Origin of the sequence: Fastidiosipila sp., from assembly GCA_012511175.1 — a bacterium.
Taxonomy (GTDB): Bacteria; Bacillota; Clostridia; order Saccharofermentanales; family DTU023; genus UBA4923.
The window spans coordinates 61,167-68,888 of the sequence record JAAZGO010000002.1; the positions used below are offsets into that span (position 1 = coordinate 61,167).

Below are 7,722 nucleotides of genomic sequence, written 5' to 3' on the forward strand. Positions count from 1 at the left end.
CTTCACTTTAGACATGGAAAACAAACATGTATGGGAGGGATTAACATGCGCATCACCGTCTTGTTATTTACAGTAATGCTTATCCTCTTGTCCTTTGCTCCTTCAGCATTCGCACAGGAAGTCCGAACGACGCTGCTCGATATCGCCATGGTTACGGAAGATGCCATCCACCTGTTTACAATCGGTTGGGAGCGGGGTGAGTTAAGCGCGACCTTGATTGCGCCGGACGGCACCAGGATCCCCCAGGACGATCCGCCTGACGGAGTCTTGGTGGCTACAAGTGAACAGATTATCATCTTCCGCGTCGAAAACCCACAAAAAGGGCTCTGGAAAGCAGAACTCAAGGAATTCGACAACGGGCGTGTTGGCATCATCACGGAAAAGCTCTACCTACCCCTCATTGTGGAAAAGGTCACGGCCCGACAGGAGGGAAGCGATATTCTCGTTGATTTTTCCATCAAAGGCGATAAAAACAAAACTTGCAGCTACGATGTCTATCTTACCCTGGACGGTCAGTACCAAAAAGGGCGCCTCTTACAAAGCGGGGCCTCATTGACCGGCGAACAGGTGAGCCTTAGATGTCCCGGCAAGGATGTCAGCAGCTATGAAAAATGGCAGGTCACCGTCTATGCCGAATGCGAGACGAATGGATTTACCGATTTTCATTCGGCCTCTTCCCTGCCCTTTGTTTTTGCCAATCCGGAAGCGCCGGGATTGGTGAGAGATCTCAAGGCCTTTCTTCATGAAAATGGGGTTCGCGCGGAGTGGCAGCCGCCGGACGAAACCATTACCGGCTACCTCGCGGTCCTCTATGACGCCAACGATGAGCTCATTCATTCCGTCACGCTCAAGGCCGAAGAGACACAGGCACAGCTTCCCTTCTTCGACCAGGAGCTTGTCAAAATTGCCATCTCATCCATCAGAGAGGGCATCTGTGGATTGCCCAACACGCTCCTTGTCAATGCGGACATGACTCTGGCTTCCCTGGTTGGTTTTAGTCTTCCGGACCAACCCGCAACCTCCAATGGCTACATTGAACTTGCCTACGACACCGGCGGGAAAACAGTCCCCCTGTCCGTGGACCTGGACGGGCAGCAAAGCGATCGAACCTTAACAGGAGACGGCGTTTTACGTTTGCCCGTACACAACGGGACCAACCGGATCACGGTCAGCGCCGAGGGGGATAACGGCGTATGGGTCTCCGAAAGAAAAACATACATGCTCGACCTGATAGCTCCCACCTTGCGCATTTTTGTGGACTGGGACGCCATCGTCACTTCCAAAAAGAAGATCCTCTTGTCCGGGAATGCATCCCAGGCGCAGGTCACCGTTAACGGCGAAACCGTGGAGACAAAAGACAACGGAAATTTCAGCAAAGAGGTGCCGCTTGACTATGGCATCAATCTTTTAAAGGTGACGGCAACAAACGATTCAGGAAACACGACCACCTATGAAGCTCATGTAACGAGGAGAGACTTGGCATCATCCTTTCCATGGTGGCTTCTCGGAGGTCTTCTTGCGGCCGCGCTCGTCGTTCCGGCCTATGCGCTGTCGAATCGAAGGAGGCGTTCAAAATGAGTGAGGTGCTTGTTTTATTGTTGGAATCGCCCGTGATGCAAATTTCGCTTTCGGTATTTCTTGCCGTGATCGGCCTCTTCATCGTGGCGGCCGTCCAACGCAGACTGGGCAAGCTGACGGCCATCGTACTGGCCGTCTTGATGCTGGCCAGTCTTTCAGCGGGGACGGTTGACGGGATCCGGCGCTATGCTGAAAAAGCGGGGCGCACCAAAATGCTTCAATCGGAAAAGGAAGCGCTGACTGCACTGGCCGCTGGGGATTCGAGAAAAGCCTATGCCAAGGCAATTGATTCCATCTTGGCACAGCCCGACCGTCCTCTCTCTGTGCTTACGGCGGCCCGGGCGGCCTTGCTGACCGGCGATCTTGCTGCGGCCGATCAATTCTACGGACAATTACAAACCCTATCCGCTGATGACCTCGAAGATTGGAATATGGCAAACAATGAGGAAGAGATCAGCACCTGGAACCAGCTGTCGCAGCTGCCAAAAGATGAGGTAAAAGAGGCGGCCGGTTCTTTTTCCGAACAGGTGAAACAAAACATTGACGAGCAGACAGGTGTCCTTCCGGACATTCAGGAAGCTTCCGACAATTACGGTTCTGTACGCGATTTAGAAATCCAGCTCCATGACGCCCAGCAAACGGAAACCAATGCGACCGATCTGACCGCCATCGATCAGGAACTGCATGACCTGATGGACGAGCCCGGCGGGGAGGAAGCAAGGGACCTTCTGATCGAGTCCCTGGTCTGGCAGCAGCAATGGGATGCTCTTCTCTCCTGGCTGATCAATGACGGAGCCCCTGGCCTTCTTGACCTGGCTGAGCTTGTTCTCGAAGGAGCCTTGCCCGATGGTTTGCTGGCTGGCGCCCTCTTGACCGGTTCCGATCTTGATGCGGTACAGAAGCTGGCCGACAGGCTCTGGTCTATGAGGGGTGCCAAAAGCAATCGCGGCCGGCTTCATCTGATCTTGGGCAGGATCTATGCCCAGTTGCTGAAGAACCCCGAAAAAGCCCTGGACATCATCTATCAGGCACTCAATACAAACCTGCACCTTAGTGCTGAAGATTTGTCCATCCTGAGGGAGCTTGAGGCCCTGCGCCTCATGCTTGAATTGATGGGAGTAGAGCTCGGCAACAACATGCTGAACGACTATCTGAACGATTCGTGGGACGGGTGGAGCGGAGATACCGGGCAAGACGATTCGGGTCCGGACGATCGGCCACCGGAGGAGACTACGACGACCGATGAGCCGGATGAGCCGGATGAGCCGGATGAGCCGGAATGGCCCCCGGAATTATCCGGTGAAAATATCCGGACGGATTTCCTGCCCTTTTTCAACATTTGCGCTCCCGAGATGACCCAAGCGGGCCACCTCCGCTTCTATGTCACCATGGCCGAGGGAAGCGCCGGCTTCCCCGAGGGAGAACCTGAGGGGACGGACTTCGAGTTCCGTACCAATATTGGTTCGCACTATAGCCTTGGAGTCCATTCGATGACCCCGGCCCAAGACATCGAACGCTACACCATGCTCCTGATTGACTGCCGTCCGCAGATGAGCGAGAAAGCGCTGGGGCTGGCGAAAACCGCCGCTTTGGCCTATGTACGCTCCATGCCTGAAGGTGAGCATGTCCTGGTCTATAAAGCGGGACTGCCCTGGCAGGATCCTAATCTCAAATTCACCGAACCCGGTGAAAAAATCGAACTTTTTGGCAATATGGAAATGGAAACATTTCTATTCAGCAGCGATAAAGTCAAGCTGGAAGCTTACATCAAGGCCGATTACCCCGGCGATGCCTTCTTTGATCCGGACATGTATTTCATGATCTCCTGGGCCCTGAACCAGATGACTGCGATCAGTCAGCGGGGTGTCAGCGGAGAGTGGGATACCTTCCCTCTGACATCCGCGATTCCTCGGTTCGGGCAGGTCATTGTTTTTACCAACGGTGATCCCGGAACGGGGCAAATCGCGGGCGGTGAAAAAAGCATTGAATACGTCAGGGCCGCGGCCATTGCCGCCAACGCGGCCGTTCATATCGTAGAGGTCGGGCAATCGCAGGAACGCGCGGACCTTGAAGCGATCGCAGAGGCTGGACGCGGATCATACCTTGACCCGTCAGTAGACAGTCTTATGGCCTTTTATAATTACGTCCGCTATCGGGAGGTCAAACTCTTTCTTGCTGACTGCGACTGCTCTGAAATTGGATGCACCTCGGACAGTTTTTTCGAGCTTCAGGCCAAGCATAAACCGACCGACGTCGTGGTGGGCTTTTTCCGGGGTCCCGGAAAAGGAGTGGATCTTATCGGTACCCTGCATTATTCGGATGCGTCGCTTAGCAGTGAAGATTTTCGCGATTACACCTTCGACGAATTGGATTTAGACGATTTCACGGGAGACCCCTTTGACCCCGGTGGTACAGAACCCGGGAATTCACAAGACGACCAGACGGATGGGCAGACGGATGGGCCAGGCTGGTATCAGGAGATTAACGACTGGCAGGGTTCGGACAGCCTCAGGGTTGACGGCCTGGACCGCCATGCCATTGCCAAAGGCCAGAGCGGTGTCATGCTGGTCAACCTGCTCGGCCAGGGATTTGCAGGTTTATCTCCGAAAAATATTAAGATCACTTTTTTGGGACTGGGAACCATCCTGCATACCTATTTGGAAATCGCGAACGATCATGAAATCCGGTTCTTTTTACCGGTTAGCATGCCCGCAGGCACCTATTCGATGCGTGTCGAAATAGGCGGCCGGGTTTTCACCTTCATCGACACCCTCTATGTCTATGAGGCGGACGGTTTCATCACCATTAGCCTGGGTCCATGGACCATTACTGCCTCTTCCATCCAGGATGCCGGCAACGGGAAATGGAACTTATCAGGCGCCGCCATCAATGACTACCTCCATTTTGATGGCAATACGCTGCTTGAGGGCAACTGGCAGTTCAGTAACCTGGATCAGTTGAAGCTCACGCCCAGCGGACAAGCCTACATTGAATTTAACCCGGCGTCCGAAAGTTTTCTGGTAAAAAAGGTCTTCCTTGAACGACAAAAGACAAATCTGTATCTGGGAACATGGAGGGCTTTCACGCTGACAGCTTCCGGGGCAGGCGTGCCCATTGCCAAGCCTCTGACTGCTGGTGCGGGTACAGTGATCACGGGGGTTTCCTTGGGCCTGATCGATTTATCCTGTGATTCCGGTACACTCCAGCCGGATCAGGTGGAAATGTCGTTTTTGAAGATCAATCTCGACCTTCCCTTCCAGGACTATCTCTTGGCAGCCGAAGGTTTGCTCCCGTTTTCGGTTGCGGCGGGCGCGTCCTTTACCGCCGATCAAAACGCCATCGATTTGGATCTTTCCATCAAAATTGAAAGCGATGAAGGGCTCCAATTCATGAGCGCGCTCAGCATTAACAAGTTCGGCTTCGAAATCAAGACTGCCGAAAGTAAGATTGCGCTGGATCTCGGTGTTGAGCTGATCGGAGGAAAGGGTTTTGAGGCGCACCTGGCCTTTAAAGGGTGGTTGCTTGATGAGATCGGCCTGTCCATTAAAGCGGAGATACCGGTGACAACGACGCCTATACCGGTTACACTGTCCGAATTCGGCGGAGGCGTGAACAATATGGCACAAGCCTTGGAATCCGGCCGTATGGAAGACGTGCTCAAAATGGAATTTTTTGGGACCGCCGAATTCGAAGTGGCCAGTGCCGCGGCGGTGTTGCCCTTCTTAAACAGCTTGACCTGGCTGCCAAAGATACCGCCCTTGCTGGAGACAAAAGAAACCAAATTGTGTGTAACACCCATGCCTTTCCACTTGGGATTCTCGACAAAATTGTTCTTATTTGGCGAAATAGACTTGGCAAAGGCGGAGCTGGAGATAGGGCATTATAATTTCGATCAGTCGCTTCTGGGCATTGACACACAACAAGTGATTGGCTTGCACGCGATGTTGGCGCTGGGACCCGAAATCGATTTTTCCATCGTGCGTTTAATCTACAGGGCAGGACCCAGCATCGACATCAACAACAAAGGCTTGTTCATTGCCTTGAATGGCACGGCGGGTTTTGGAATGAATTTTGGATTAGCCAAATTTACAGCGGACATGAACGGCAACTTTCTGGTCGCCGTCCATAAGAGCGGTAACCTGCCTCAGCTATCCGTTGCAGCCAGGATGGCGCCTACATCCAGCATACCCGGATTATGGAGTGCCGGGAGCCCCAAGGATATTCGGATACATGTCAGCCAGAACGGCATTCAGCTTGTTGGCATACCCTCTGCCTTGCAGGCTTTGGAAGATGGGCTTGCCTGGCTGGACGACCAGCTCCAAGCGGCCAAAGAGAAAACCTGGCAGGCGATCTCCGACGGCATGGATACCTTGGCAGCAGCCGGCGAAACCTTGTGGAATCTCGCTGAAAGCGGCGTCGAGCTTGCGGAAAAGACATGGGATGAAGTTGTCGATATTTTCGCTCAAGGGGGTTCAGTGATTATTCGCGATGGAAAAAAGGTTTTAGGTTGGCTTGGTGATGCGGCCGAAAATGCCGGACAAACCTTGGAAGAATTTATAAATGATCCGGTCGGAACGACTGTAGAGATTGTCGGTGGTGCGATCAACACTGGTGTCGACGTTGTAGGTAACATTGGCTCCGGGATCGTGAGCTTCTTTTCGAAGCGTTCTTAAAGCTGTTGAATCTGCAGAGGGATCAGACCGGTCGATTCCTTCCATGATGACGATGGCAAGGATGGAAGGTCACTGTTTGGGCCATTGGCGTTTTTCTTGGTCGGACCATTTGCCGGATGGCCGCTACCGGAAAAGCAACGCCTGCGTCGACCACCGCCTGCGTCAGGCGGCGCCGGCGCTGAGCACCGAGGTTGTCAGGCTTTTCGTTCCTTAAAGAGCCGGAGGAATCGCATTCACGAACAAGACAAATGGGCGAGGTTTCAGACAGTACCGAGCAACAGGATGAGTGAATCAAAGGGTGCTTTTCCCAAGGCACCACAGTTAATTTAACTAAGCATCTTCGGTGCCTGGCACTCGGGCCACATGAGTAGAAGATTTCTGCCAGGGGCCCTGGCAGGCGACCGCTCCGATCTTCGGACTCAAGGACACCCGCAACCAAGAGGAGGAAAAAATGTTTTGCAGTCACTGCGGCAATCCCAACCCTGAAAATGCCGCCTATTGTACCAAGTGCGGCAGCCCTCTAAAAGGTCAGCAGAAAGGGGAAGCGGCCCAAGTCCCTGACCAAGCTTCCCTTGAGGCTCAGGTACAGGCTTTCCCACCGCCCGATCAATCGACCGCCTACCCCACCCAAGTACCCTACCCGCAGCCTTACCCGGCTTACGGCTATCCCCAATACCCACCGGGGAAGAAGAAAAAAACCGGCCTGATCATTGGCATTATCACAGCTGCCCTTCTCATCGCCGCTCTTGCTCTTACCCTTATCCTTCTCCTTGGAAAAGGCAAAGACAAAAGTAGAAACAGAAAAGAAGGAAGCAGTCAAATTCAGAGCACTACCGGCACGACCGTCCTCCACAGAGGAGATCGACAGGATACCAACATTTCCGGGAATTGGGTTGTCGTTGACAGAGAAGGCCAGTCAGATTACGACCCGGGCATGGTATTGATCTTCAAGGCAGACGGCACATTGAAGTTAGAGGCCTCAAAAGACGCCCCGGATTATGTCAAAAAAATAATCGAATTCGAAAGCGTAGCCAAGATGAAGTACAAGGTGAACGAAGGACAACTTACCATCAGCAAGGATTTCATGGGGCTAATGGAGGAGTCCGTCATGCGCTATGTGTAAATGCTAGCTTTAAAATGCACAGTTTCGATGAGATAAGAATGTACAAAAGTGATGGGAGTGTTTAGAGTTCTTACCAAAGATTATTTCGAGGTAAGAACATGCACTATCCGATCAAATTTGATACAAGCGTGGAGGTAAAAACGCTCACGGATCTGCCGAGACTGAAGATCATTTTGGAGGCAGCAAACTTGAAACCCAACATGAGCAAGATCGCGCGGGATATGTCGTGTGACCGTCGTACCGCCAAACGTTATTACGAGGGAGATTTTCCAAACGGTAAAAGGGACAAACCCTCCTACCTTGATGTCTACTACGACACGATCAAGGAACTCCTGGGACCTGACAGCA

4 protein-coding genes are annotated in these 7,722 nt (G+C 52.9%); all 4 read left to right on the forward strand.

The window, feature by feature from the left end:
• Window positions 1–45: 45 nt before the first annotated feature.
• Complete coding sequence (locus GX839_00380) at window positions 46–1,578, forward strand: cadherin-like beta sandwich domain-containing protein (GenBank protein ID NLB03929.1); 1,533 nt, start codon at window positions 46–48, stop codon at window positions 1,576–1,578.
• Window positions 1,575–6,251, forward strand: coding sequence for a heme biosynthesis protein HemY (locus GX839_00385; GenBank protein NLB03930.1), 4,677 nt, complete (start codon window positions 1,575–1,577; stop codon window positions 6,249–6,251). Before GX839_00380 ends, GX839_00385 begins: the two co-directional genes overlap by 4 nt.
• Before the next feature lie 451 nt (window positions 6,252–6,702).
• Window positions 6,703–7,374, forward strand: coding sequence for a zinc ribbon domain-containing protein (locus GX839_00390; GenBank protein NLB03931.1), 672 nt, complete (start codon window positions 6,703–6,705; stop codon window positions 7,372–7,374).
• Between the two features lie 98 nt (window positions 7,375–7,472).
• The coding region (locus tag GX839_00395) for an IS21 family transposase (protein ID NLB03932.1) at window positions 7,473–7,722 on the forward strand (250 nt) is incomplete at its 3' end.